This is a genomic window from Rhodococcus sp. 05-339-2 (genome assembly GCF_002258965.1).
Taxonomy (GTDB): Bacteria; Actinomycetota; Actinomycetes; order Mycobacteriales; family Mycobacteriaceae; genus Rhodococcoides.
This window is the reverse complement of record NZ_NOYW01000011.1, coordinates 16,116-41,753: the sequence shown is the minus strand read 5'-3', so window position 1 is coordinate 41,753 and position 25,638 is coordinate 16,116. Positions and strand designations below refer to the sequence as shown.

The window sequence follows — 25,638 nt, the reverse complement described above, 5'->3', positions numbered from 1 at the left end:
GTCAGTCCGCGTAGCGAACGCGCGGATCCAATGCGGCCGTAAAGATGTCGGTCAACATTCCGGAGACGAGGACCGACAGCGCGGTGAACAGCGAGACCGCGAGCGTGATGTTGATGTCCTGACTGGTGATGCCGTAGATCAGCCAGTCCCCCATGCCGTACCACCCGAAAACTCGCTCGGTGAAGGTCGCGCCGGTGATCACCGCGCCCATCCCGAACGCGAAGAGCGTCGCCATCGGGATCAATGCAGTTCGGAAGCCATGCTTGAATATCGCGCGGCCGCGGGTGAGGCCCTTGCCGCGGGCCGTACGGATGTAGTCCATGTTCAGTTCGTCGAGCATGGAACTACGCATGTAGCGGCTGTAACCACCGATGGTGAACAACATCAGGACAACGGTCGGCAACAGCAAATGCTGAGCACGGTCGATGATTTCGTTCATCAGACCGGGAGCGAGTGTTGTCGACGTCTCACCGGTGTATTGGAAGAACTGGCTACCGGTGCTCTGATTGACCTGCACAGCAAGGTATTTGAGTACCGGCGCCAGAACCAGGATCGGGGTGCTGATGAGGATGAACGTCACGACAGTGGCGACGTGATCGAAGATCTTGTACTGCCGGACGGCACCGTACGCACCTACGAGTGTTCCCAGTACCGCGCCGAGGACGGTGCCGAGCACCACCAAACGCAGCGAGACGAGAATGCGTCGCCACAACTCGTCGTTGACGGAGCCGGCCGCGATGGTCTGACCGAAGTCACCATGAAGCACAGCCCACAGCCACTTCAGGTAGCGCAACACGGGGTTGTCGTCGAGATGCAGCGCCGCGCGTTTCGCGTCGAGTACAGCGCTCGACGGCGGCGGGTTGCGGCTGAGGAGATTGGACAGCGGATCGAACGTGAGCGACGCCAGAAGGTAGGTCAGAAACGTCGCGATGAGCAGCAGGACGACGTAGTTCAGCAACCTCCGCGCAAGATAACCGCCCACGCGCAACCACCTTCCATCGAGCACAACGGCCGTGCCCGATGGCACTGCTCTCGGCATTGTTCACACCGCGTGTTACCTGCTTGTTTCGTTAGCGATGGAAACAGACATTCCACAAGATAGCACCACGAATTCAACTTTCGTTCACGGTAGCGGAAGTACTTCCGGTACATCGGACAATGCGGAACACGCGGTGCCAGAACAAGTCTGAACATCCAGTTTACGAAGGTTCACCTAAATCATTGGTTTCTGGAACGAATTCCCGACATTGCGGACACGGCCGAAAATAGGCGCATTCGACTCACATCGGTAGATTCACAGCCATGCCGACAGCTTCCACATCCGACGGATTCACCTTCGAGCGATACGACGTCACCGACGCCGGATCCATCGCCACGGTCTTCGCGGCCAAGGAACACCGAGCCGGGCTCTACGTTCTGCACTTCGCCGACAACGAGGCTTACGTCGGGTACTCCGACTCGGTCGCGGCACAGTTCATCGCCGACCTCGACGCGTGGACCGACATCGAAGCACTCGACTTCGCAGCCGGGACTGCCGATCAGCTCGAGCAGTTGCGAGATCTCGTGTCGCACCTGACCCGTCTACGTGAACGCCCCTCGGAGCCGGCCTCCCTGGGCGACGTTCCGAGCGCGAAATCTGCGCTGCCGAAGGAAAGGGCCAAGCGGGCGACATTGCTCGACACGTCTGTCGGCAAGGCGCGCAAGCAGTTCTGGGAACTGTCCGACCACATCGCATACCCGGCCATCCGCAGCATCGTGGCCGACTACATCAACTCTTCGATCCCCGACCCGGCGAACACCGCGAAGTACCTGTGGCAGATCGCCGCCCTGTCCGACGAACACGTCGACACCGGGCCTCGGCGCTTGCTGACGCTGACGTGCGGCGGCTTCGAGACGCTGCGCGTCGACGAGATCGTGCACGACGACGACACGATCGAACTCGACCTGCGCATCAACACCAACGTTCCGCGCGACCGGACCGACGAGCAACTCGAGGTCTCCAACGAGACCGTCAGCGCCGGGCGCGGCCCCTACCGGGACGAACGTGTGTGGTCGTGGTCGATCGACCTCGGTGCCTTGCTGGAAGAAGACGTGGACGTCGACCTCGGGATCGACGACGACACGTTCGACGACCTCGCCTACGGCCTCAACGCCAGGCTGATGCGATCCGGCAACTCGACGGGCGCAGCGTCACACAACCACGACCTCGCGGCCGACCTGCTCGCCGAGGCATACCGGCAGCTGTTCGAGACCGAGTGAACAGCCGGCTCTGGTACGTCTCGTACGGGTCGAATCTCCTGCGCGAGAGGTTTTTCAGCTACCTGACGGGATCCGACGAAAGCTCCGAATTCGGTGCGCACCCACCGGCACCCTCGACAGCGTTGCCTGCCGGGGAAAGATGGCTGTGGATCGACTATCCGCTGTACTTCGCCGGAGTCTCGCGGCGCTGGACCGGAGCGTCCGCGTTCGTCTCGACGACGGCAGATGCCGCGAATCGGTCTGTAGCACATGGCTATCTACTCGACGGCGTCCAGTTCGCTCACCTGGCTGCCGTCGAGAACGTCGTCGCATCCATCGATGTCGGGGGGACGGAGACACTTGCCATCGGACAATGGTCGCAGCTGGCAGTGGATCGCGAAGGTGAGAGCTTCCGTGGGAAATACGATGCACTACTCCGACTTCCGGACATCGACGGACGACCTGCGTTCACGCTGACAAGTTCGATCGCCCGAGAGCCCGGCGAACCGTCGAGCAGATATCTCTCGACGATCCGGCGCGGATTACTTTCCGCCCCGGAAGATCTCGAGGTGGATGCCTACCTGCAGGCGGCGATCGAACGCTCCGCGGAGATCACTTCAGCGCGTCGAGATTCGTCTTCAACAGCAGCACGTTGTAGTCCGACCACCGAGAAGCAGTGAAGTACAGGTCTTTTCCGCTCGACATCGGGTGAATGAACGGCGCGTAGATTCCGCCGGCGGTCTGATTGGCATCGAGGATGGTCCTCGGCGCACTCCAGGGCCCCTCGGGATTTTCGGCAGTGCGAGCGACCAATGTGCGAGTGTTCTCGTCCCCGTACATCATCACGTAGCGGCCGAGGTAGTCGTTCCATGCAACCGACATCTCACTGACCGGGCCCTTGACGATCGCAACGGTGTCGCCGATGTTCTTCGACCACTGCTTCGTCGGATCCGGATCCTGCGTCGAGTACTCGTACGCGTCGAGCTTCTCGATCTCGCTCGGTGCCACCCGTGAGACGAAGGCATCGCCGAATCGTCCGTTGGGTGTGCCGAACTGATACAGGTACTTGCCGTCTCGACCCAGCACGTAGGCGCTCTGCTGGAACTTGCCCTGGCTTTCGTGGACGTTGGTGAAGCCCGGAATGGTGACACCCTTGTTGACGCGGATCGTCTTGGGGTCGGTCGACCAATTCTGACCGTTGTCAGTGGATTTCGCCGTCGCCGAGTAGTTCGTGATCCAGCGCCCGGGGCTGCCCCAGCTCTGCACCGACATGTAGTTGATGTACTGGGTGTTGCCGATCGCTATGGCCGCCGTGGGAATCGTCGTGTCCTCGACGCTGGGCAGCTTTGCGCTGGAGATGATCTCGGCTGCATAGTTGGGACTACCGGCCCGCACGACGGCACCGGAGGTGTTGTCCGCGGGGTCGGCTGGACCGATCTCGACTCCCTGCGCCAGATTCGTCGACGCCTTGTCCGACCGGAAGAGCGCGTTGCTGCGCCACTGCGCATTGCCGGAGGAGCAGTCTCCGAAGGTGTCACCGAACGCCATCAGGATCTGGCCGGCCCCGTTGTCCCAACTGATTCCGAGGTCGGTGCCGGACATCGCGAGGTCTTTGTAGGTGTTGTTCACGCTCTGCGGACCGGTGACCCAGGCGATGCTTTGGGTGTTGCCGGTGATCCGAGGAAGCGGCCCCTGAGGGCCTTGCGGGTTCTTGCCCGACATCCCGGCGCTACCCGACGACCCGAACAGCGGAGACGAGCCCGGCCCACCGAGCCCACCGCACGGTTCGGCCGACACGGTGGGCGCGGTCAGAGCGCTGAGTCCGCTCACTGCCAGTGCCAGGACAGCCCCGACAGCAATCTGCCGACTACGTACACGCATGGACGAACCCACCGTTTCCCGTGTGACCCACGATACTGATGTGACTGATGGGACGAGTGTTACGCAAATCTACTGATCGCGCAACAAATGAGGCGTGTTGGTGCTTGACAAATTGCCTACGGCGAGAATGACACTCGTGTGATTAGCCGGCAATCATGCGGGCGTGTGTCGTGTCCAATGCGAGAAGCGCAGCGCCCTGCACGACGACGGCAGAGCCGTGGCCCAGCGCCTGGTCAGCGGTGATCCGGCCGCCGAACCGAGGCTTTCTGACGGCGATGTGCGCGCCGGTCGCGACGTAGAGGACATCGAGACCGGCATTGATCCACAGCAGCCGGCTCAAACTCGCGGCAGTCGGAGGCTTCGAGCTCAGCGCGCCTACACCCGCGATCGCCAGATCGATCGCACCCCACCCCGCAGTCTGCTGACCGAACGCCCGCCGGGCAGGCGACGACCCGCGCAACGCCAACACCGTTCCGACGAGCACACTTCCACCGCCCCACATCGCGAGACGACGGCCGAGCCGCTGGGCAACGATGGGCGCTTCGAGTGCTGTCATGGACTCCAGTGTGCCGCGTTCGAGGAAGGAGCCGGTTCGTAACGCGCGGTCGGTTGCGGCCGATCCCATGAGCACTGAGTAGTCGTGCTCGAAACGAACGGAGCCACCATGCCGAAAAAGATCCTCGCCGGAGTCGCGCTGGCGATCGGCGGCGCAGTGCTCGTCGCGCCGACAGCCTCCGCCGCTCCCGACGACAACCCGTTCGGGCCCAAGGACTCCACCTCGAGTTTCGTCAGCGCCTTCGACCCTGCGGCATACGGTGCGGCGAGCACAGAATCGTTGATCGTCAGCCCGTTCGGCACGAGTCGGCAGATCGATTGTTGGTCGTTTCACGCCCGCGGTTCGTGCTCCCAGAACGGCCGGGTCCTGACGGAGATCCGAATCCCGGCCGGATCCTCGGAGTGGGACTACCGGATGCTCTACGTCTACAACCCGTTCTGATGATCGTCGGCCGTGTGCTCTGCTGACTGGCTCTGGTCGTGCTCACCGGTTGTGCCGCAACGAAACCCGAGCCGGGCATCGACGCCGCGGTAAACGTTGCGCCGTCGTCGTTCCCGCCCCCTCCTCCCTCCGTCGCGCCCACAGCCATCCCTACCCAGGAGGAAGCGACCGCCATCTTCCGTACCGTTTTCGACTGGACCGCCGAACGGTCCGACTGCGCCGACGCGCTCGAAGGCACACTCGAGAAGAACGCAGCGTTGTTCGACAGCGGCGGGGTCATGTCGGACGTGACGTTCGACCGCGTCGACGCCGTAGCACCCGGACGGGTGGAGGCGAGCGGCACTTCCGTCGGGCGAGTGTCCTCGATCGGTTTCGTTGTCTCCGAGGGCCGTTGGACACTGGAACGCGCAGCGGCATGCGCACTCACCGGCGCGTGTTGATCGCCGGTTCGATTCACCAGCCGAACGGGTCCGCATCGGACCCGGGCAGCCAACTGTTGCCGGGGCCGACCCATCCTCGTGCCTTGATCATCTTCTTCGCAGCACGCTGATCGCGGCCGATCAGGCGGTCGAGGTACAGGTGACCGGCCAGATGGTCGGACTCGTGCTGCAGACACCGAGCCAGGTAACCGTGGCCCTCGACCGACACGGGAGCGTTCTCCACATCGACACCGGTCACGCGGGCCCAGTCCGCGCGGCCGGTCGGGTACTGCTCCCCCGGTACCGACAGACACCCTTCACCGTCTCCGGGGTCCGGCATCGTCTCCGGGATCGCCGACGTCTCGAGCACTGGGTTGACCACGTGCCCGCGGTGACGGACCCCGCCGTCCCTGAGGTCGTAGACGAACACTGCACGCGGGTCGCCGACCTGGTTGGCAGCGAGTCCGGCCCCGTGCGCCGCGGTGTTGGTCTCGAACAGGTCCCCACGAACGCCGCCAACTCGGCGTCGAACACGGTGACGGGTTCGGCGACCGTCGTCAGCCGCGGGTCACCGGCAACGAGAATGGGTCGAATCGCGATGCAACGAGGTTACTGTCGAAGCATGGCTCATTCTCGTCGCTCCTCCACTGCGCAGCCCGCCGACAAGGTCTGCGCATCGTGCGGGCGGCGAATCGAATGGCGTAAGAAGTGGGAGAAGAACTGGGATGACATCAAGTACTGCAGCGACTCTTGCCGGCGGCACAAGGTGAGCACCACCGACAAAGAACTCGAAGACAAGATCAGGACCCTGCTCGACGCCCGGTCCCGCGACTCCACGATCTGCCCGTCCGACGTCGCACGAGCCCTGTCCGACGACGGTTGGCGGGAGTTGATGGAACCGGTCCGCCGCGCCGCCCGTCGGATGGTCGACGCGGGAGAAGTCGAGATCACCCAGAAGGGATCCGTGGTCGATCCCTCGACTGCGAAGGGCCCAATCCGTATTCGTTGGAAGCGTTGACCGGCGTCGCAGAAACGTGTCGGTGGGTGGGTATAGCTTTCGTGGGGTGAAGACATGGGGGGATGTGTTCGAGCTCGCGGATCAGGAATTGGTCTCCGAGCTCGCCGACGTGTGTTCCCACGAAAACGCCCTGGCTGCAGCGAGATTGACACTGCTCGCCGAGATCGACCGGCGTGGCCTGGCGATAAAACTCGGGCATTCGACGGTCACCCGCTGGTACGCGAGGTCGGTGCGCATCACCGACGGATCCGCGGCGCGTCAGATGGAACTCGGGCAGTGGCTTACCCAGTGGCCGATCGTGCTCGACGCCCTCGCAGGTGGTGAGATCCATGCTGCGCACGCCTCGGCGATCGCCGACGGCTACGCCACCGTGGTGGTCGCCGACCCCACCCTCGACGAGCAGCGCCGCGACGCCGTCGTCGCGGAACTGCTCGCGCACGCGATGCGCGGCACCGCCGGGCAGGTCAGCTCCCGTGCTCAGGCACTCGCGCATTCTGCGGCAGAGGACGCGCGAGCTCGGCACGAGCAGGCCGAGAAGAAACGACTAGAGCAGGAACGAGAGCGCGAGCAAGAGCAGGCGGGCCGAGCCGATGCCGGTGGTTCGAATGATGCCGGTGGCTCCGGTGATGCCGGTGGTTCGGGTGGGCCCGAACCTGCTGGGCCCGAGCCTGTTCCGTCGGGGCCGCCGCCGGTGCCGATGTCGGAGAATCCGAACCTGAACCGGTTCGATGTTCACCGGCTGGCCAGTGGCCGCTTCCAGCTCGGTGGCGACGTCGACCGGCTGCTGGCCGAGAAACTGCTCACCGTGTTGTCGCCGTTGACGGCTCCGCGGCCGGGCCCGGGTGGGGAACGTGACCCGCGGAGTCCGTCGAAGCGGCGGGCCGATGCACTCGATCGGATTCTCGACCGGCACCTACGCGGTGGCAGCCGCGGGGCGTCGGGTGGGTCGCGGGCGTCGGTGCACCTGATCGTTCCGCTGCGCGACCTGCTCAGCGACCGCACAAACAAGGAAACTGCCAGCGCACCAACGGGTTCGACAACACACGCTACCGGTGCTGACGGCGGTCACCGCGCCAGCGAGAGTGCTGGTGCCCACGGCAACTCACGAACCAGTAATGCCGACGCCGGTCCCGATGGTGGTGCTGACGGCGGTCACCGCGTCAGCGAGAGTGTTGGTATCGACGGCGGTTCACGAACTGGTGAGTCTCCCGACGATCGTGTCGGTCGCAGCACCGCCGGTAGTGACGCTGCTAGTGGTGATCCCAGGGAGAGGTCCGTTCCCGAGCCTGGCGATGCGGACTGGCCGTTCCACCTCGACTGGACCGGCCCGATCAGTCGCTCCCTCGCCGAACTTCTCACCTGCGACGCAGACCTCACCCCGGTGATCGTCGACCACCACGGTGTCCCGCTCGCGCTCGGGCGCACCACCAGACTCGCCACCGACGACCAGCGCATCGCCCTGACCATCCGCGACCGATGCTGCGTCATGTGCGGCCGCCCCGCACGGTGGTGCCACGCCCACCACGTGAGGTTCTGGGAACACGGCGGCAGAACCGACCTGAACAACCTCGCGCTGGTCTGCGGCGAATGCCACCGCCTCGTCCACCACGGCCACTGGCAACTGCTCATGGGCGACGACGGACACCCCTATGCCATCTCGCCCGAATCCATCGACCCCACACGACAACCCATCCCCAGCTACCACCGACGAAAACAGCGAGCAGCCTGACGACAGGTCAACCGCGCAGCTCACGCTTGAGCAGTTTTCCGCTCTGATTACGTGGCAATTCGTCGACGAAGGTGACGGTCTTGGGCACCTTGAACGGCGCTATACGACCTTTCACATAATCGATCAACGCCTGCGACGACAGCTCACTGCCGTCCTTGAGCACGACGACTGCCGTCACCGCTTCGATCCACTTGTCGTCGGGCGTCCCGATCACCGCGACCTCGGCGACCGCCGAATGGGTGTAGATCGCATCCTCTACCTCGCGTGACGCGACGAGAATGCCGCCGGTGTTGATGACGTCCTTGATCCGGTCGACCACGGTGATGAAACCCTCGGCGTCGCGTGTAACCAGGTCGCCTGAATGAAACCACCCATCCGAGAACGCATCTGCCGTCGCCTCCGGCTTGTCCCAGTAGCCGTCGCACAGCTGAGGAGAACGGTAGAGGATCTCTCCGGGTTCGCCGTCCGGCACGTCGTTGCCGTCGGCGTCGACGACGCGGGTCTCGACGAAGAACACCGCACGTCCGCACGACGCCGGCCGCGCCTTGTGCTCCTCGGGCTGCAATACCGTTGCCAGTGGGCCGATTTCGGACTGCCCGAAGCAGTTGTAGAACTCGATGTCCGGGTACCGCTCACGTAGCCGAGTGAGAACGGTGACAGGCATGATCGACGAACCGTACTGCGCCTTCTTCAGCGACGACAGGTCGCGCGTGGCCAGGTCGGGGTGATTGGCGAGCGGAACCCACACCGTCGGGGCCAGGAACAGAGACTTGATCTTCTCCTCTTCGATGCGGCGCAGGATCTCCGGGACGTCGGGCCTGCGCATCAAGCGGACCGTGGCACCCACCGACAGATACGGCAGCATGAACACGTGCATTCCCGCCGAGTGGTACATCGGCATCACGAGCAGCGGATCGTCGTCCTGGGTGAACCCGAGCGCGATCACGCACGAGACGTACTCCGCGACGAGTGCGCCGTGAGACATCATCGCGCCCTTGGGTTTCGACGTCGTTCCCGAGGTGTAGAGCAGCTGAGCGAGGTCGGTCGAATCGGCGGCGGGTTCGAGTTCGGAGCCGCCGCCGTCCGTGCCCAGTACATCGGGAAGGGAAACCACGTGCTCGATCGTCAGGTCTGCACGAACGGAGTCGAGGGTGGCCGTCAAAGCCGGGTCCACGAGAACCACGCGGGAGCCCGACTGATCGAGCAAGTACTGCAATTCGTCGCCCACCAGCGCGTAGTTGATCGGAACGTGCACCAATCCGGCTCGCGCGCAGGCGAGAAACGCAACAACGTACGCATCCGAGTTGACGCCGTACGCCGCGACGCGGTCACCTTTGTTCAACCCCAACGCGATCAGTCGTCGGGCGGCGCGGGTGACGGCGGTATCGAGTTCTCCGTAGGTGTGGCTGCGTCCCTCGAATGTCACGGCGAGACGGTCGGGGAATTTGGCGGCCGACCGCCGCAGGACGCCGTCGACGGTGTTCACTCGTGTTCCGCTGCTCATCACCCGACGTTATAGGACGTCCAAGCATCTCGTCCCGTGTTTGGCTGCCCTTACGGTTCGCGCAGCGTCAGCGGGGCATGCGGCAACGTATGACACTCAAGCAAGCACTCGACAGCCTCGAATCGGCATCGTTCCTCGACGGAGCGAGCAACGCGATCAACGACGTCCTCGAGCCCGCACTCGACGACAGCACCGTCGGCGGCGCGCTCCGCGGACAATGGATCGGCCACCCCATCCACCCGGCTCTGGTCAACGTCACCATCGGCAGCTGGACCAGCGCCGTTGCTCTGGACCTGCTGAATCACCAGTCGAGAGCAAGCAAGCTTGTGATCTCTATCGGGCTCGTGTCCGCGCCGGCCGCCATCGCCACCGGATGGGCCGACTGGTCGACGATGAACACCCGCCAGCGACGAGTCGGGATCATCCACGCGGCCTCCAACGCGACCGGCGTCTTCCTCTTTCTCGGCTCCTACCTACGTCGCCGGAAACAGACCGATGGCATCGCCAAGGCCCTGGCTGCAGCCGGTCTCGCCACAGCGAGCGTCGGCGGCCTCATCGGCGGCCACCTCGCGTACAGCTCGACCGAGCAGAAACCGGCTCCAGCGGGCAAGCACAGCCTTCGCAGCTAGATCAGCAGTTGTTCGGCTCACCGATTTTCACCGCGGACAGCAGAGCATCTCCCTCACCGATCAGCGTCCCTGCGGGCGGATCCTGCGCCACGACAATCCAGTTCGAGTCGTTGACCTGCATCCGACCTTCGCCGGAGGCATCGGCGCTGCGGGAGTAGAAGACCCCGGCTGCCTGGATCGCATTCTGCGCGGACTGCAAATTCATGCATACGACCGGAGGCATGGCAACGAGGACCGGCGCGGCCGGTTCCGATGTGGACGGCTCGGGCGCAGTGGTGTCCGGAAGGACGATCCTGTCGATCGACGTCGGCGCGATCGTCGGTGGGGTTGCCGTTGCCTCGACGGTCACAGTCCGGACTTCGGTGCGGACTTCGGGCTCGGTGGAGTCCTGCGATCCGCAGCCCGCGAGGACGATCGCCGGGAGGGCGAGCACGATGGCCGACCGCACGCGGAAACGACTACTACTGGTCATGAATACCTTTCGACACGACCGATGGCCTGATGCAATCGGCGCCCATGTGAGATCGCCAGACCGGTAAGTCTGTTACTGCGGAAGCATGAACGGCATTTCCGTACGGCGTACGGTAGACTGCGTCGGCCCCGGACGAACCAGCGTCGGGGGCGGCGAAAGGCGACCTCAGCGCACATGACCCAGGCCCAGCCGACCACCCCAGCCCAGCCATCCAGCAACGAACTGTCCACGATCATCGTTCGCGGAGCACGCGAGAACAATCTCCGCGACGTGGACCTCGACCTGCCCAAGCGCTCGCTCGTCGTCTTCGCGGGCGTCTCCGGGTCGGGGAAGTCGTCACTCGTGTTCGACACCATCGCTGCCGAAGCTCAACGGCAGATCAATTCCACGTTCACCGCGTTCGCCCAGACTTTCCTGCCGTCCTACGGTCGCCCCGACGCCGATCTGATCGCGAACCTGTCGGCCGTCGTGATCGTCGACCAGAAGCGACTGTTCGGTGGCCCGCGGTCGACGGTCGGCACCATCACCGACATCGGCGACTGGCTGCGCATGCTCTGGTCCCGCGGCGTCACCCCGACGATCGGGTTCGCGAACGCGTTCTCGTTCAACGACCCGGCCGGCATGTGCCTCGAGTGCGAAGGGCTCGGGGAGGCGAAGGTCGTGGACATCGGCGAACTGGTAGACGAGTCGAAGTCCCTGCGCGAGGGGCCGTTCCGGCACCCGGACTTCGAGGTCGGCAAATGGCCGTATCGGGTGTTCGCCGACTCGGGCCTGTTCGATCTCGACGTCCCGATCGAGCAGTACTCCGCCCGCGAGCGCCACATCTTCTTCGACGCCAAGCCCGGCGAGGTCGAGGTGCTGAACCCCGACGCCGTGATGAAGAGCTACGAGGGAATCGTGTCCCGGTTCCGGCGCAGCTACCTGACCAAGGACGCCGATGCCCTCAAAGGCAAGGCCAAGCTCGCGTTCGAACGCATCGTCACGCGCGGTGTCTGCGAGTCCTGCGGCGGCTCCCGCTACAACGAGATCATCCGCGATGCCACACTCGAAGGCCTGTCTCTGCCCGACGCGTTCGCGATGCAGGTGTCCGAACTCGCCGACCGCATCGACGGGTGGCAGATCAGCGGCTTGGGCACTGTCACCGCCGAAATCGTCACGCAACTGCGAAGACTCGTCGATCTCGGTCTCGGCTACCTCAGCCTGGACCGGGCGACGTCGTCGCTGTCGGGCGGTGAATCCCAGCGCATCAAGATGGTGCGACACCTCGGCGCCACCCTCAACGACATGCTCTACGTGTTCGACGAGCCGACCACAGGCCTCCACCCCCGCGACGTCCACCGCCTCGACGACATGTTGCTCGCGCTGCGCGACAAGGGCAACACCGTCCTCGTCGTCGAGCACGACCCCGAGGTCATGGCGATCGCCGATCGGATCGTCGAGATCGGCCCGGGCGCCGGAAAAGCCGGTGGCACAGTTGTGTTCGAGGGCACCTACGACGAACTCCGCAACGCCGACACCAGGACCGGTGCCGCGTTGCGGCGCGAGGGCGTCGAATTGCGCAATCCCCGTTCCCCTTCGGGTTGGCTCAGCATCACCGGAGCAAACACCCACAATCTGCGCGACGTCAGCGTCGACGTCCCGCTCGGAGTCCTGACCGCCGTCACCGGGGTCGCCGGTTCCGGCAAATCCAGCCTCATCCACGGCCATCTCCGAGAGGCAGCGCCGGACGCCGTCATCATCGACCAGGCACCCATCCGCGGTTCGCGCCGCTCCTCCCCCGCGACGTACACCGGTCTGCTCGACCCGATCCGCGCATACTTCGCCAAGAAGACCGGCCAGCCGCCGTCTCTGTTCTCGCCCAACTCCGACGGCGCGTGCCCCGACTGCCAGGGCAGCGGCGTCATCTTCACCGATCTCGGGTTCACCGACCCGGTGACGAGCACCTGCGAGACGTGCCAGGGCAGGCGTTTTCGGTCGGGTGCGATCCGGCATACCGTCGACGGCGTCAGCATCGCCGACATCTTCGAGATGTCCGTCGAGGACGCGCAGGACTTCTTCGAGGTCAAGAAGATCCGTGACATCCTCCGCCGGTGCCGGGATGTCGGGCTCGGCTACCTCTCGCTCGGCCAGAACCTGTCGTCGCTCTCCGGCGGGGAGCGGCAACGGCTCAAGCTCGCCACCGAACTGGTCGGGTCGTCGCCGGTGCTGGTACTCGACGAGCCGACGACCGGTCTGCACCCGTCGGACGTGTCGAACCTGATTGCGTTGCTGTCCGGAATGGTGGACGAGGGCAGGTCGGTGATCGTCATCGAACACAACCTCGACGTCATCGCCGCGGCCGACTGGGTCATCGACCTCGGCCCCGACGGTGGACACAACGGCGGACTGATCACCTTCACCGGAACCGTCGACGAGTTGGTGGTCTCCGACACCCACACCGGCACGTACCTGGCACGGAGCCTGGGTCGCTGACCGCGACCCGATAGTGTTGGCGCTCCAAGAGGCACCGGAAACACAGGAGTGGCAGTGCAGCGTCGATCGGCACGAATGATCTCAGCCGGGTTCGCGGTCATCGCGCTGGTCGCGACCGGATGCGGCAGCACGACCACGGACTCCCCGCCGACCGCTTCCTCCACCACGGCGTCGAGCGGGGAGTTCCCGAGGACGATCGCATCGGGCTCGGACGGCGAGACCGTCACCATCGACGCGATGCCCCGTTCGATCGTTTCTCTGAGCCCGACGGCAACAGAGACCCTGTACGCCGTCGGAGCGGGTGAGCAGGTGGCGGCCGTCGACGATCAGTCGGACTATCCCGCCGAAGCCCCGAAGACCGGGCTGTCTGCGTTCACGCCGAGCCTCGAGGCGATCGTCGCGTACGACCCCGATCTGGTGATCACCTCCACCGACCTCGGCCTGGTGACGTCCACCCTGGCCGAGGCAGGCATTCCGACGCTGCTGGTCCCGGCCGCGACGAGCCTCGACGACGCGTACTCGCAGATCGAACAAGTGGCAGACGCGACCGGGCACGACGCCGAAGGTGATGCGGTGGTCGCGCAGATGCGTGACCGCATCGATGCTGCCGTCGCGAGCGTGCCGACACGCGATCAGCCGTTGACGTACTTCCACGAACTCGACGACACCCTGTACACCGTGAGCAGCCAGAGCTTCGTCGGCCAGATCTACGGATTGTTCGGTCTGCAGAGCATCGCCGACGGATCCGGGGCTGGCGATTACCCGCAGCTGTCCGCCGAGTCGGTGATCACCGCGGATCCCGATATCGTGTTCCTCGCCGACGCCCAGTGCTGTGGCGTCACAGCCGAATCGGTCGCGGCTCGACCGGGGTGGGGTTCGATGACCGCCGTCCGAGACGGCAGGATTTTCCCGATGGACGAGGACCTGTCGAGTAGATGGGGGCCACGGATCGCGGACCAGGTGGAAGCCGTCGCCGCCGTGGTGCAGCAGATTCCCGAGTGAACTCGGCGGGTGACCGGACACCGCGACCACCCGCCGCGCTCTACACGATGCTGTCGCGGTGCATGGCCTCGATCTCGTCGGCGCTGCACCCTATTTCGGTGAGCACTTGGTCGGTGTCGGCACCGTGCTTGCGGCCGGTGTATCTGATCCGGCCGGGACTGCCACCCATCCGCCACATGACGTTCTGCATGCGCACGGGGCCGAGGTCGTCGTCCTCGACGGTCGTCACCATCTCGATGGCGTTCACCTGCGGATCGGACAACAGGTCACTCGGCTTGTAGACGGGAGCGACTGCCGCTCCTGCCTTTTCGAACTCGTCGATCACCACGTCCTTGGTCCGCTCGGCAATCCAGCCGCCGACGTATTCGTCCAGAAGGTCGGCGTGGGCGGCGCGCTGACGCCCGGTGGCGAACCACGGTTCGTCCAGCACCTCGGGGTGACCCACCAGCACCAGCACACGTTCGGCTATCGAGTTGGCGCTCGTGGAGATCGCCAACCAATGCCCGTCTGCGGTCTTGTACAGATTGCGGGGCGCGTTGTTGCTCGACCGGTTCCCTGTTCGCTCCTGATCGATGCCCAGTTGATCGGCATAGATGACGCCCGGCCCGACCGCAGCCATGATGGGGCTCAACAGATCCAGGTCGATCTGCTGCCCCTTGCCGCCGTTGTTGGTGCGGTGCAGTAGAGCCATCGACACGGCCGACGAGCCCGCGATCCCGGCAAGGGAATCGGCCAAGCCGAACGCCGGAAGCGTCGGCGGCCCATCGGCTTCGCCGGTCAGGTGCGCGAAACCACTCATCGATTCGACGAGCGTTCCGAAGGCCGGCCTGGTCGCGTACGGTCCGGTCTGGCCGAAGCCGGTGACACGCAACAGGATCAGACCAGGGTTGAGCTCGGAGAGAACGTCGTACCCCAGCCCCCAGCGTTCGAGGGTACCCGGCCGAAAGTTCTCGACCACCACGTCGGCTTCTGCGGCCAGGCGTCGGAATATGGCTCCGCCTCGGGAGTTTCCGAGATCGAGGGTGACCGTGCGCTTGTTCCGCCCGATCATCGTCCACCACAGCGGGTGACCGTCCTTGTCCAAGCCGTGCCCGCGCATACCGTCGGGCTTGGTGGGGTGCTCGATCTTGATGACCTCTGCCCCGAAGTCGCCGAGGATCTGCGCGACGAGGGGGCCTGCGAGAATCGTCGAGATGTCGAGTACCTTGATGCCCTCCAGTGGCCCCGTCACAGGTACGGGCGGTGCAGGTAGCGGCCGGCGGGCGCACCGGCGACGGCACCGTCGGCGAGTACCCGCTGACCACGGACGAACGTGTCGGTCACCTTGGCACCTAGCTCGAATCCCTCGAATGGTGTGTACTCCTGCGCCGACTCGGAATCCTCCGGACGGACGGTCCAGGTGTGGTCCGGGTCGATCAGGGCGATATCTGCGTCCATCCCGACGGCGATGTCGCCCTTACCCGGTAGGCCGTAGCGTCGGGCCGGGTTGAGCGAAGTGAGCTCGGCGATACGCCGCCAGCTCAGGCCCCGCTTGCGTCCCTCGCTGACCAGCCCTGGAAGCAGATACTCGGCACCCCCGAAGCCGGACTTCGCGGCGAAGATGTCGCCGCGGTCCTCGGCGAACTTCTTCTCGTCCTTGCAGCACGCATGATCGCTGACGACCCAGTCGATGTCACCTGCGAGCAGGTGCTCCCACAGCGCTTCGACGTCGTCGCGCGGACGCAGCGGCGGATTGACCTTGCCGCCGAGACCGTACGCGGTGTCGATATCGGCCAACAGGTGCCCGATGGTGACCTCACGGCGGAAGTTGACGTGCGGGAACGCCTTTGCCATCCGCATCGCCGCAGTCAACGCCTTGCGCGAGGACAGGTGCAGCAGGTTGATGTTGGGCAGCTGCGTCTCGTCGGCCAGGAACGACGCGATGGTGACGGCGAGGCCCTCCGAGTGCGGTGGCCGTGACGCGCTGTACGCAGCCAGGCCCTCGAGGGTGCCTTCTTCTTCGACGATCTTGGTGTACGCGCTCATGATCTCGGCGGTCTCACAGTGCAGCGACAGCGAGATGTGATCGGCCTTGTCGCCCATCTGCTCTCGGGCAGCCTGGATACCGCGCATGACGAACTCGAAGTGCGCCAGGTCGTAGCGCTCCCCCTCGGGAGTCATCAGGAATTCGCTCTGATCGGTCGACCGGCCGTGGAGCCCGTGGCTGCCGTAGAACATGAAGATCTTGAACGAGGTGACGCCGTGATCGGCAATCAGCGAGGGGATTTCGTCGATGTGTTCTTTGGACATCGGCGCGAGGTGGTACGCGTAGTCCACGTACGGGCGCCCCTCGGTGGCGTCGAGAACCTTCGGGAACACGTCGGCGTAGGAACCACCCGTGTTCATGTAGTACTGGCCAGTCCGCATGTAGGACAGTGAGGTGGTCACGCCGCCCTGGACACACGCCCGCGACTCGGTCTCGGCATCGTCGCCGAGCGAGTTGTAGATACCCCAGTGCTGGTGTGCGTCCACCACACCGGGGAATGCGACCTTGCCGGCAGCGTCGATGACCGTCTCTGCGGATCCTGCATCGATGTTCGCCTCGATACGGGTGAACTTGCCGTCTTCGATCAGCAGATCCACAAACTCACCCTCGTCGGGAGCGTCGGATCCTGGCCGAACTACGCGCGCATTGGTGATCAAAAGCGTTGACATGATGGTCCTTTCGAATTTCTTCACTAGAGTTCGTTGATTCTGAGTGAGCTTGCCGCGAGGTAGGCCAGTCCGAGTGCCGGGAGCAATCCGTTACCGGCGAGGTACCCGGCAGCACCGTGGCCGGAGATGCCCATCGCGGCACCGCCCGAGGCGAACAGGCCGGTGATCGCCGAGCCGTCGGTTCGTAGAACACGTGCGTTCTCGTCCACGACGAGCCCGCCCTGCGTATGGAACAAGGCGGGCACGATCTTGATGGCTGCATACGGACCGGTGAGCGTGTGCTCGAATGAGCTGCGGCCGAACGGATCCGAGGCCTCTCCCGAGGCATACCTTTGCACAGCGGTGAGTTCCTCCACCACCGCCGCAGGTGGGAGCCCCGTTGCGGCCGCCAGGCCGTCCATATCGTCGGCCCATACTGCCGCACCCGAGTCGACGGTCTGTTGGAAGTCTTTGAACGACATGCACTTGTCGTAGATCGACCGGTCGATGACGACCCAGCCCTCGGATCCGGGTCTGGCGGCCAGAATGGCCGCATACTCCGAGTAACCTGTCGTCTCGTCACCGAACCGGCGTCCGGAGGTGTCGAGCACGATGCCGCCGTGCATCACCGTCGCCCATCCGACGAGCGTCGTGGCCTGCTTCGACAGTGCAGCATGCCCCTGGTAGGCATCGAGATACGCCGACTCGGCACCGAGACGACGGCCGATGGTGAGCGCATCGCCCGCGGAGTGCTCGCTGCCGTGATACCTCGCCGCGGCGATCTCCGGTACGTGCTCCGCCACCATGGCCGCGTTGGCACCGTAGCCGTTGGTGGCCAACAGAACTGCACGGGTAGGAACGACGTCGACGCTGCCGTCGGGCATCGTGATCGTCACTCCGTCGACAACCCCGTCGGAATCGACTGACACGTCGGTCAGTCGCGCGGGTGTCAACATATCGATGCGCGGCTCGTCGGCGACCGCTCGCGCGAGGTGCTCGAGCATCCCACTACCGTGGCGGCCTTCGACTGTGTGACATCGCAATTGCGAGTGCCCCGGGTACGAGAAGTCGGTCACGAGAGAGAGCGGCAGTCGGACGTGATCGGCGAGCCACTCGACCAAAGTGGCACTGACTTCGGCGAGCGCCGACGCCAGCCGATGGTCTGCACTGCCTTTCGTCTTGCGCATCACGTCGTCGAGGAACTGCTGCGGCGAGTCCTCGATTCCGGCCTCCCGCTGCCATCGTGATCCCGCGCCGGGAATCATCGCGGTCGACATCGCGGTGTTGTTGCCTCGCTTGAAGTGCGCACTGGCCTCGACGACCAGCACGTCGAGGCCGAGCTCGGCGGCGCGGAGCGCAGCAACGAGGCCGCCGCCCGCGCCGGCCACGATCAGGTCCGGGCCGTCCTCGCTCATGCGGACACCTGCAGTTCGGATCGCAGACCCAGTAGCCGTAGCGCAGTGGCGGTCGGGTCCACCACTTGCGGCGACGCGGGTGGATCGACGAGATCGACGGCCGAGCACGCATTGATTGCGATGGTGCACCGGAGCTTCCTCGCGTGCTCCGAGACCGCTCTCCCCCAGGCTCCGGTGTCGGCGATATCGTGTACACCGAGCCCGAGCACCTGGGTTGCCTCGGCGACGACCCCGTAGAACGCGAGTCGGCGATCCATCTCCGCAGCGATCACGTCGTTGCGGGCGAGCGCGCCGATCCGATGCCCCTGGGACGCGTAGAACGATGCCGTCAGCCGGGTCAGGCCGTAGAGGGGCCGGATGAACGAGTCCGCCTCTTCGGCACAGGGATCGAGCACGCAGTCGGGCAGAAACCCATCCGCTTCCGTGTCGTGCACGGACCGAAATGCAGCAGACAGCACCTCCTCCGACCGTCTGACGTCACGTTCGGTGTCCAGTGCGCTCGGCGCGTCGGACCCGATGTTGCGGAGCTCGACGGTGATCCCTGCGGGAGAAAGGTGGTCGTACCGACCCTGGCGCCGCTGCAATTCTGCCGCATCGACGTCGATCGGGGTGAAGGCCAAGAGATGCATGTGAAGTGAACTCCTAAATACCGAGGTAGGCAGCTTTGACCCGCTCGTCGTGTGCCAATTCGGATCCGGTGCCGGTCAACACGATCGATCCGCTCTCGATGACGTAAGCGCGATCGGAGATCGCGAGTGCCTGTGCGGCGTTCTGTTCGACGATCAGCACGGTCACGCCCGAATCACGGATTCGCACGATAGCGTCGAGCACTTGAGCAGCGAGCTTGGGAGCGAGCCCGACCGACGGTTCGTCCAGCGTCAGAACTCGCGGCTTCGACATCATCGCGCGACCGATGGCGAGCATCTGCTGCTGACCGCCGGACATGGTGTCGGCCCGCTGTTCTCGTCGTTCGGCGAGAATCGGGAACAGTGCGTAGACCTGGTCGAGGGATTCCTTGACGCCGCTGCGCTTCTGGGTGTACGCACCCATCTCCAGGTTGTCGGCGACGGTGAGACTGCCGAACAGAGCTCGGTCCTGTGCGACGTGCACGAGTCCTGCCCGGACGATTCGATCCGCCCGCATTCCGTGAATAGCGTTGCCGTCCAGCATGATCGTACCGCCGGAGGTGGACACCATACCGGACAGTGCGCGCAGCGTCGTCGTCTTGCCTGCCCCGTTGGCACCGATCAAAGAGACTATCTCGTGTCGGTCGACCGCGAGGTTCAGCCCGTGCAGGATTTCCAGACGACGGTATCCGGCGTGCAGGTTGTCGATCTCGAGCATCATGCTGTTTTCTCCTCACCGAGGTACGCCTCGACGACACGGTCGTCGGCAACCACCGTGCGTGGGTCACCCGAGGTGAGCACGGCACCTTCGTGCATGACCACCAGGCGCTCGGACAGGGCCATCACCGCGGCCATGATGTGCTCGACGAACAGCACCGTCTGGCCCTCCTGGTGCACTGTGCGCAGCAGTTCGATCATCGGTGCACGCTCGGCTGGGACCAGCCCGGCGAGAACCTCGTCGAGGAGCACGACGCGCGGCTCCATGGCCAGTGCGCGCGCGAGCTCGAGTCTCTTCAATCCCGCGGTCGACATGGCCGAGACCTTGCCGCCGACCTGATCGGACAACTGCACACGATCGAGAACATCGAGGGCATGACGCCGCGCATCCCTGCGTGACTTGCGCTTCGACAACGCGGCGATGGTGACGTTCTCCAACACCGACATCGACTCGAACGGGCGCATCAGTTGGAACGTGCGGACCAGTCCGGCGCGCGCTATCTTGCTGGCCGGCCAACCCGTGATGTCGGTACCGTCGAAGATCACTCGGCCCGTGGTCGGTGGCTGTTCACCCGACAACAAGGAGAACAAGGTCGTCTTACCTGCCCCGTTGGGGCCGATGATCCCGAGGAATTCGTGCTCGGGCACATCGAGGCTGACATCGCGCACCGCATGGATACCCGAGAACGACTTGCTCAGGTTCTCGATGCTCAACAGGCTCATCGGTTCCACCTCTCACGGATCGTGCCGAAGATTCCCTTGGGTAGGAAGATCACGATCGCGATCAGAATCACCGAGTACGCGGCAACGTCCAATCCGATTGTTCCCTGCAGGAATTCGAGGAAGGCGGGTGGGTTTCGTAGCAGTTCGTTGATCAACTCGGACAGCGGCCCGATCACCGCAGCACCGATGACCGGTCCCCAGATCGTGCCGATGCCACCGATGACGGCCGGAACGATCGCTTCGACGGAGACCGCCGAACCGAAGGCCTGCTCCGGTCCGACGAAGAAGTAGTACTGCGTGTAATAGACACCTGCGACGGCGGTCAGCGCACAACTCGCCGCTACGGCGATCAACCGGTACTTCATCGTGTCGATACCGAGTGAGGCTGCGGCGGTTTCGTCGTCGCGGGTGGCTTGGACGAACTGCCCGGCCCGCGAACGGGTGTAGAAGATCGTGCCGAGAACGGCGAGGGCCAGAATGACCAGTGGAATCCAGACGTAGTTGGGGCTGCCCTTCTCGAACTGCAGCATCCACCACGAATCCCGTGGCAGGATCGGCACGTTGAATCCCTCGGTCTTGTTGAAGACTTCGAGGTTCTGCACCAGCAGCAGGAACATCTGCGCGAAGGCGAATGTGGCCAATGCGAAGTAGGACCCGGCCAGTCGGTAGCGCAGACACAGGTAGGCGATGAGCGTTCCCACCACCGCCGAGATGATCGCCGCGAGGATCATCGAGATCCACGGCGAGACGCCGCGTTCGACCAAGAGATACGCACCGGTATAGGCACCGATTCCGAAGAAGGCGGCGTGGCCGAAACTGAACATGCCACCGAACCCGCTCATGATGTTCCACGCCACGGCCATCACGGCGAAGATCAGCGTGCGAACGGCAACGGTCTGTGCCTGCTCACCGAGCATCAGCGGCAATGCCGCAACCACGACGAAACCGATGGCGAGCGTGATCAGTTGGCGTCGGAGCCAGGTGTCCTTCAACCGTGGATCGTGCTGCACCGGAGTGGGTGCGCTTGTTGTCGTTGTCATCGGCGAGCTCCGTACAATCCTTCGGGCTTGAGAAACAGGACGAGGACGAACACCGCGAAGACGAGGATCAGCGAGCCTGTTCCCGGTAGATACAGCGCACCGACGGTCTGCACGAGGCCGATGACGAGACCACCGACCATCGCTCCCACGACACTTCCGAGTCCACCGAGAACCACGATGACGAACGCCAGGATGGTGAACTGTTCTCCGACCGACGGCGTGAGACTGGTGAACGGTGTCATCAACCCGCCGGCGACGGCGACGCACGCGGCACCGATACCGAAGGTGAGCGCATAGACCCTGCCGATGTCGACGCCCACGAGTTTCGCGCCTTCGGAGTTGGATGCGACTGCGCGAATGGACAATCCGAGCGGCGTCCGCTTCAGCACCGCGCTGAGCGCGACGGCGACCAGAGCGGCACCGATGAACGCCACCACGCGCGGCCACGACGCCACCGCACCGAGAACGTCGAGGGAACCGTCGATCGGTGCCTGGACCGATTGTGGTCGCCCGCCGAAGATCATCAGCAGCACGTTGATGATGAGCAGAGACAGGCCGAGGGTGACGAGCAAAGGTCCGTCGTGGCTGCCACTGATGGTCAGCTTCGTCAGCAGAGTTGCCTGAACGACCATGCCGAACAGGAACATCACCGGAACTGCCAGCAGCGTCGCGACGTAGACCGGCAACCCGGCAGTGGACAGCGCGTACACGATGTACATCGCCATCGTCAGCATCGCGCCCTGAGCGAAGTTCACGATGCCGAGAACGCCGAAGATGAGCGTCAGTCCGACCGAGATCAGTGCGTACACGCCGCCGAGCAGAAGCCCGGAGACGACCGACTGCGTGACCAAGCCCTGATCTTTTCCACCGACGAGGTAGATCACCGCCATGATGACGACGATCGCTGCTGCGACCGGGATGCCGGGGTCGATCCCGGCCAGACCTCGCTTACCCGTCTTCTCCGCAGTCGAGGTAGCCGCCGTCACTGGCCGGATCCCACGGGGAATTCGATTGCGTCCGTCGCGAACTCCTCGGGAAAGACCTGTGCGATTGCACCGTCGCGGACCTGCATGACAATGACGGTTGCGTTCTTGTTCTGCCCGGTCTCGTCGAATTCGATCGGTCCGCTGAACGCGAGGAGCGGGTCGTCGATCGAGACGCCGGAAATCGCCTCGCGCAGATCTTCCGGGTCACTGGAGGCTCCGTCGTTCAGACCCGCCGCGATGACCTCGACCGCCTGGTAGGACAGCATCGCTGCCGTCTCCATCGGGCGTCCGTACTGGGCCTCGAACCGCGTACGAATGTCGGTGACGCGGTCGCTGGTGGCGTCGAAGTGGTAGTTGGCGCTCAACACACCGTCGCCGGCCGCGCCTGCGTCGCCGGGAAAAGAGCTGTCGTCGAAAGCGCCGTTGGCAATTCCGTAGACACCCTTGACGTTCAGATTCAGCTGCTCGACGGCGCGGGCGATCAACAGACCGTCCGGGTAGTAGCCGGTGGCGACTATGACGTCGGGGTTGGATACTGCAGCCTCACGCACCTGTGTGGTGGCGTCGGAGAAATTCGTTGCGGGATAGGTGATTTCCTGCACCGACGAGATTCCCTGGTTCGCAGCCTCGGCCTCGAATGCGTTGAAGACACTGTCGCCGAACGATCCTTCGATGTGCAGGTAGGAGACTCGATCGATGGCCTGACCGGTCTGCTCTTCGATCGCGGCGAGCGCCTTTGCACCGTCGGTTCCCATGCTGGAGGCGTTCGGCTGCATGCGGAAGGAGTACTGGTACCCCTGGTCCAGGATCTTGTCGTCCACCGCCACGTCGATCACAAGCGGTACCCGCGATCGTTCGGCGACAGAGGCGACATTCTGCGTGACATCGCTCTGGTACGTGCCGATGAGCGACACCGCGCCGTCGTCGATCAGTCGCTGCGCCTCGCTCTGTCCGACCTCTGCTTTGCCCTGGCTGTCACCCGATACCAACTCCAGTTGCCGACCGTCGAGGGACGAAATGCCGCCTGCTGCATTGATATCGGCCACCGCCAGTGCAGCACCGTCGTTCATCAGACCGCCCACACCTGCCAGCGCTCCGGTGGTGGGATGAACCGATCCGATCTTGATGGGGCCGGAGTCGTCCGAACCGGTGGACGAACCACACGCTGCAGCACCCACGACGGCAACGGCCGTCAGCACACCTACGAGCTTCTTCATTGTCGAATCTGCCTTCCGCGCCTACCGGCGCCGAGTCGAACCACTGGGCGGAACCAACCGTTCCGCTGAGCGCACCATCAGAATGATGATTGATCTCGCTGGAATCGAGTATGGCACGCATCACGGGCTCAGAACAGGCTCTTCCGTCAAATTCTTGTTACGGGTATGGTTCGCTCAGCGGAACGCATGCACATCCGAAAGGTGGCACTTATGGTCAGCAGGCCAGTACTGGAGACATCGACCGGCACCGAGTCGGCCGATCGTGTCGCCGACGTGCTCATCGCCTTCGCCCAATCCGATCGCGCACTCGGCGTATCGGAAATCGCTCGAACGCTTGGGCTGAGCAAGGCTGTGGTGCACCGCATTCTGCAATCGCTCGCATCGCGGTCGATCGTGCAGCCCGTCGCGGGCGAGTCGACGTATTCCCTCGGTCCCGCCGCGATCGGACTCGGAACCAAGGCCTGGAGCCAACTCGACGTGCGGTCCATCGCCGCTCCGGTATTGCGTGCGCTCCGTGCGAACACACGTGAAACTGCCACGCTGTCGGTACTCGTCGGGCACCGCCGCGTCTATCTCGATCAGTACGAGAGCCCGCAGGAAGTGAAGATGGTCGTCGAAATCGGCCCGCAGTACGCATTGCACTCGGGAGCGTCGAGCCGAGCGATCCTGGCGTTCCTCCCCGACCGATTCGCAGAGGAAGCCTTCCAGGAACTCCGCAGCACCACCCATGACGCCGACGAGACCCGCTTCCGCGCTCGCCTCGACGACATCCGCACCAACGGGTACGCGACCTCGACGAACGAGCGCAATACCGGTGCAGCATCGATCGCCGCTCCCTTCTTCGACGCCGCGGGCCACGTCCTCGGTTCGGTCAGCTCGTCCGGTCCAGCCTTTCGCTATTCCTCCTCAGCGGACGACGAGCACATCGTCCACGCCGGCCAGGTCGTCGCCGCGGCTCGATCGATCACCACCATCCTGGAAGCGCGAGCAGCCCGATGATCCCTACATCCGCCCGATCGTTCCTCTACGTCCCCGCGAACAAGCCGCAGCTGTTCGACAAGGCGGTGCGCGGAGAGACCGACGCGGTGATCATCGACCTGGAGGACGCAGTTCCGCTGCCGGACAAGGACCGAGCGCGCAACGAGGTCGCACAGTGGTTGGCGTCGAGGTCATCCACCGACACCCAGATCTGGATTCGGGTCACCCCTGAGTTCATGACGCAGGATCTCGAGGCCGTCGCCGGGACCGGAGTCACCGGCATCATGGTGGCGAAGTGTTCGACCGAGTCCCTGACACGTGCGGACCGATTCCTCGACATGCGCAATCTCCCCGACATCGAGCTGATCGGCCTCATCGAAACAGCTCACTCCTTGCGCGCTGTGCCGGAGATGGCTCGATGCAACAGGGTTCGAACCTTCGGGGTCGGCGAGGTCGACCTACTCGCCGACCTGCGGATCACACGATCGGAGCACACCGAATCGATGATCGACGCCATTCGGTTGAACGTCGTGATCGACTGCGCTGCAGCGGGATTGGCCGCACCGATCGCTCCGACGTCGACCGACTTCCGTGATCTGGACGGATTCGTCACCACCACAGCGCGTTTCGTGCAGATGGGTTTCCGCGGCCGGACGGCATTGCACCCGAGCCAGGTTCCGATCATCAATGCCGCACTCACGCCGTCGACGGACGACGTGGCTGCAGCCCGTCGACTGGTGGAACTGTACGACGTGGCCCAGGGTGGTCCGACCGTCGACGACAACGGCAGATTCGTCGACGAAGCAGTGGTACGGGGCGCGCGGGAAATCCTCGCCCGGGCCTGAGCCGGTCGCACTGCAGCTCGGGCACCGCCATACGAGTGGACGGTGCCCGAGGACTGT

General features: G+C 64.3%; 25 protein-coding genes and 2 pseudogenes. 12 read left to right on the top strand and 15 right to left on the bottom strand.

The features are described from left to right. Nucleotide 1: 1 nt before the first annotated feature. Nucleotides 2-982, bottom strand: coding sequence for an ABC transporter permease (locus tag CH273_RS09695; RefSeq protein ID WP_032394960.1), 981 nt, complete (start codon nt 980-982; stop codon nt 2-4). Between the two features lie 320 nt (nt 983-1,302). Here CH273_RS09695 and CH273_RS28145 point away from each other — a divergent pair, with 320 nt between their 5' ends. Beyond that, nucleotides 1,303-2,259, top strand: coding sequence for a hypothetical protein (locus CH273_RS28145; RefSeq protein ID WP_230596719.1), 957 nt, complete (start codon nt 1,303-1,305; stop codon nt 2,257-2,259). Beyond that, nucleotides 2,256-2,918 carry a hypothetical protein gene (locus CH273_RS09685; RefSeq protein WP_032394959.1) on the top strand — a complete coding sequence of 221 codons (663 nt, stop codon included), beginning with the start codon at nt 2,256-2,258 and terminating at the stop codon, nt 2,916-2,918. Before CH273_RS28145 ends, CH273_RS09685 begins: the two co-directional genes overlap by 4 nt. Here the strand turns inward: CH273_RS09685 and CH273_RS09680 are convergent. Together CH273_RS09680 and CH273_RS09675 are read right to left on the bottom strand one after the other, a co-directional pair. Then, a complete protein-coding gene (locus CH273_RS09680) occupies nt 2,851-4,119 on the bottom strand; it encodes a DUF4185 domain-containing protein (RefSeq protein ID WP_032395101.1) in 1,269 nt (422 codons plus the stop codon). The two genes, CH273_RS09685 and CH273_RS09680, sit on opposite strands and share 68 nt — an antisense overlap. 142 nt (nt 4,120-4,261) lie before the next feature. Next, on the bottom strand, nt 4,262-4,744 hold the full coding sequence (locus CH273_RS09675) for a DUF6992 family protein (RefSeq protein WP_218829219.1): 483 nt from the start codon (nt 4,742-4,744) through the stop codon (nt 4,262-4,264). Between the two features lie 39 nt (nt 4,745-4,783). Between CH273_RS09675 and CH273_RS09670 the strand changes: the two genes are divergently transcribed. Together CH273_RS09670 and CH273_RS09665 are read left to right on the top strand one after the other, a co-directional pair. Continuing rightward, the gene (locus CH273_RS09670; RefSeq protein ID WP_032395099.1) at nt 4,784-5,116 is read left to right on the top strand and encodes a hypothetical protein; all 333 of its coding nucleotides are present in this window, start codon (nt 4,784-4,786) and stop codon (nt 5,114-5,116) included. A gap of 38 nt (nt 5,117-5,154) precedes the next feature. Continuing rightward, the gene (locus tag CH273_RS09665; RefSeq protein ID WP_032394958.1) at nt 5,155-5,556 is read left to right on the top strand and encodes a hypothetical protein; all 402 of its coding nucleotides are present in this window, start codon (nt 5,155-5,157) and stop codon (nt 5,554-5,556) included. 13 nt (nt 5,557-5,569) lie between these two features. On the opposite strand, the pseudogene CH273_RS09660 reads toward CH273_RS09665, so the two are convergent. Next, nucleotides 5,570-6,135: pseudogene (locus CH273_RS09660) on the bottom strand (peptide deformylase). On the opposite strand from CH273_RS09660, the pseudogene CH273_RS28140 reads away from it, so the two are divergent. The 3 genes and pseudogenes from CH273_RS28140 to CH273_RS28130 all read left to right on the top strand — a co-directional run. Next, nucleotides 6,119-6,286: pseudogene (locus CH273_RS28140) on the top strand (DUF2256 domain-containing protein); the annotation flags it as partial. The pseudogenes CH273_RS09660 and CH273_RS28140 sit on opposite strands and share 17 nt — an antisense overlap. Before the next feature lie 15 nt (nt 6,287-6,301). Next, on the top strand, nt 6,302-6,553 hold the full coding sequence (locus CH273_RS28135) for a DUF3253 domain-containing protein (protein WP_230596743.1): 252 nt from the start codon (nt 6,302-6,304) through the stop codon (nt 6,551-6,553). Between the two features lie 46 nt (nt 6,554-6,599). Continuing rightward, the gene (locus CH273_RS28130) at nt 6,600-8,282 is read left to right on the top strand and encodes an HNH endonuclease signature motif containing protein (RefSeq protein WP_032394956.1); all 1,683 of its coding nucleotides are present in this window, start codon (nt 6,600-6,602) and stop codon (nt 8,280-8,282) included. A gap of 7 nt (nt 8,283-8,289) precedes the next feature. Here the strand turns inward: CH273_RS28130 and CH273_RS09640 are convergent, their stop codons facing one another. After that, nucleotides 8,290-9,786, bottom strand: coding sequence for an acyl-CoA synthetase (locus CH273_RS09640; RefSeq protein ID WP_032394955.1), 1,497 nt, complete (start codon nt 9,784-9,786; stop codon nt 8,290-8,292). An 89-nt stretch (nt 9,787-9,875) separates the two neighbouring features. On the opposite strand from CH273_RS09640, the gene CH273_RS09635 reads away from it, so the two are divergent. Next, complete coding sequence (locus CH273_RS09635; RefSeq protein ID WP_032394954.1) at nt 9,876-10,415, top strand: DUF2231 domain-containing protein; 540 nt, start codon at nt 9,876-9,878, stop codon at nt 10,413-10,415. 1 nt (nt 10,416) lies between these two features. On the opposite strand, the gene CH273_RS28125 is transcribed toward CH273_RS09635, so the two are convergent. After that, the gene (locus CH273_RS28125; protein WP_230596718.1) at nt 10,417-10,887 is read right to left on the bottom strand and encodes a PASTA domain-containing protein; all 471 of its coding nucleotides are present in this window, start codon (nt 10,885-10,887) and stop codon (nt 10,417-10,419) included. Between the two features lie 174 nt (nt 10,888-11,061). On the opposite strand from CH273_RS28125, the gene CH273_RS09625 reads away from it, so the two are divergent. Together CH273_RS09625 and CH273_RS09620 are read left to right on the top strand one after the other, a co-directional pair. Then, on the top strand, nt 11,062-13,359 hold the full coding sequence (locus CH273_RS09625) for an ATP-binding cassette domain-containing protein (protein WP_052049408.1): 2,298 nt from the start codon (nt 11,062-11,064) through the stop codon (nt 13,357-13,359). A gap of 75 nt (nt 13,360-13,434) precedes the next feature. After that, nucleotides 13,435-14,361: an ABC transporter substrate-binding protein gene (locus CH273_RS09620; RefSeq protein WP_032394953.1), complete on the top strand. Its 927-nt coding sequence runs from the start codon at nt 13,435-13,437 to the stop codon at nt 14,359-14,361. Nucleotides 14,362-14,401: 40 nt separating this feature from the next. Here CH273_RS09620 and CH273_RS09615 read toward each other — a convergent pair whose 3' ends face one another. From CH273_RS09615 to CH273_RS09575, 9 genes are read right to left on the bottom strand one after another with little or no spacing between them, the layout of a single operon-like run. Next, nucleotides 14,402-15,592, bottom strand: coding sequence for a CaiB/BaiF CoA transferase family protein (locus CH273_RS09615; protein ID WP_032394952.1), 1,191 nt, complete (start codon nt 15,590-15,592; stop codon nt 14,402-14,404). Further along, nucleotides 15,589-17,055, bottom strand: a complete 1,467-nt coding sequence (locus tag CH273_RS09610; protein ID WP_032395096.1) for a dihydroorotase — start codon at nt 17,053-17,055, stop codon at nt 15,589-15,591. The genes CH273_RS09615 and CH273_RS09610 overlap by 4 nt, the downstream gene beginning before the upstream one ends. Before the next feature lie 23 nt (nt 17,056-17,078). Continuing rightward, nucleotides 17,079-18,449 (bottom strand): FAD-dependent oxidoreductase, encoded by a 1,371-nt coding sequence (locus CH273_RS09605; protein WP_032394951.1) that lies wholly within the window; start codon nt 18,447-18,449, stop codon nt 17,079-17,081. Further along, a complete protein-coding gene (locus CH273_RS09600; RefSeq protein ID WP_032394950.1) occupies nt 18,446-19,078 on the bottom strand; it encodes a hypothetical protein in 633 nt (210 codons plus the stop codon). Before CH273_RS09600 ends, CH273_RS09605 begins: the two co-directional genes overlap by 4 nt. 13 nt (nt 19,079-19,091) lie before the next feature. Beyond that, nucleotides 19,092-19,796 (bottom strand): ABC transporter ATP-binding protein, encoded by a 705-nt coding sequence (locus CH273_RS09595; RefSeq protein WP_032394949.1) that lies wholly within the window; start codon nt 19,794-19,796, stop codon nt 19,092-19,094. After that, nucleotides 19,793-20,515 (bottom strand): ABC transporter ATP-binding protein, encoded by a 723-nt coding sequence (locus CH273_RS09590; protein ID WP_032395095.1) that lies wholly within the window; start codon nt 20,513-20,515, stop codon nt 19,793-19,795. Before CH273_RS09590 ends, CH273_RS09595 begins: the two co-directional genes overlap by 4 nt. After that, on the bottom strand, nt 20,512-21,555 hold the full coding sequence (locus CH273_RS09585) for a branched-chain amino acid ABC transporter permease (protein WP_052049407.1): 1,044 nt from the start codon (nt 21,553-21,555) through the stop codon (nt 20,512-20,514). The genes CH273_RS09590 and CH273_RS09585 overlap by 4 nt, the downstream gene beginning before the upstream one ends. Further along, nucleotides 21,552-22,541, bottom strand: a complete 990-nt coding sequence (locus CH273_RS09580) for a branched-chain amino acid ABC transporter permease (RefSeq protein ID WP_045199335.1) — start codon at nt 22,539-22,541, stop codon at nt 21,552-21,554. Before CH273_RS09580 ends, CH273_RS09585 begins: the two co-directional genes overlap by 4 nt. Then, the gene (locus tag CH273_RS09575; protein WP_032394947.1) at nt 22,538-23,758 is read right to left on the bottom strand and encodes an ABC transporter substrate-binding protein; all 1,221 of its coding nucleotides are present in this window, start codon (nt 23,756-23,758) and stop codon (nt 22,538-22,540) included. The genes CH273_RS09580 and CH273_RS09575 overlap by 4 nt, the downstream gene beginning before the upstream one ends. Nucleotides 23,759-23,968: 210 nt before the next feature. Here CH273_RS09575 and CH273_RS09570 point away from each other — a divergent pair, with 210 nt between their 5' ends. Then, on the top strand, nt 23,969-24,757 hold the full coding sequence (locus CH273_RS09570; protein WP_032394946.1) for an IclR family transcriptional regulator: 789 nt from the start codon (nt 23,969-23,971) through the stop codon (nt 24,755-24,757). Beyond that, nucleotides 24,754-25,581 (top strand): HpcH/HpaI aldolase/citrate lyase family protein, encoded by an 828-nt coding sequence (locus tag CH273_RS09565; RefSeq protein ID WP_032394945.1) that lies wholly within the window; start codon nt 24,754-24,756, stop codon nt 25,579-25,581. Before CH273_RS09570 ends, CH273_RS09565 begins: the two co-directional genes overlap by 4 nt. The last annotated feature ends 57 nt before the right edge of the window (nt 25,582-25,638 follow it).